The following is a 583-nucleotide window of genomic DNA, read 5'->3' as shown; positions in this document are numbered from 1 at the left end:
CTCCGACAAAGCTCAGTCCGCGGTGCCATCGGCGTCCTTCCGCATGGTCCTCATCCCGATGGCGCGTCAACATGATTCCGAACAGCATCAGGATGGTGACCGCTCCGGTGTAGATCAGCACCTGCACCACGGCGACAAACTCCGCGTGGAGCAGGACGTACATGCCGGCCAGGCTGAGAAAGGTGAAGGCCATGGCCAACGCCATATGCACCACCCGAGTGAAGCTGATCATGAACACCGCCCCGCCGATGGCCATCAGCGAAAAGATCAAAAAGGCGAAAAACTCACCGCTCAAATTCATGGGTGGTTCTCCTTCCGGACATTCGTGTTGTTGTTTTTGAGCCATTCCATATCCTTGAACAGTTCGTCCCGGCTGTAGGTGGCCAATTCATAGTTCCGGGTCATCACCACCGCCTCTGTGGGACAAACCTCGGTGCACAGGTCGCAGAGGATGCAGATTTCGAAGTTGATATCGTAGGTTTCAATCACTTTTCCCTTTTTTTCGGGGTCCGGATTTTTCTTCCCGGTCAGACTGATGCAGTCCGTCGGGCAAATCCGGGCGCATTGATAACAAACGATGCAT

Annotated in this window: 2 protein-coding genes; both read right to left on the bottom strand. The window is 54.5% G+C overall.

Features of this window, described 5'->3' with window-relative positions:
• Nucleotides 1–301, bottom strand: a 301-nt coding sequence (locus RZO55_RS21600; RefSeq protein WP_318066336.1) for an NADH-quinone oxidoreductase subunit J, incomplete at its 3' end; no start/stop codon positions are given.
• A partial coding sequence (locus RZO55_RS21595; RefSeq protein ID WP_318066335.1) for a 4Fe-4S dicluster domain-containing protein occupies nucleotides 298–583 on the bottom strand: 286 nt, incomplete at its 5' end. The genes RZO55_RS21595 and RZO55_RS21600, both read right to left, overlap by 4 nt.

It is taken from the genome of Clostridium boliviensis, from assembly GCF_033342255.1.
Classification (GTDB): domain Bacteria; phylum Bacillota; class Clostridia; order Lachnospirales; family Lachnospiraceae; genus Lacrimispora; species Lacrimispora boliviensis.
Note: the sequence above shows the minus strand (reverse complement) of the source record. Positions and strands in the feature narration are given on the sequence as shown.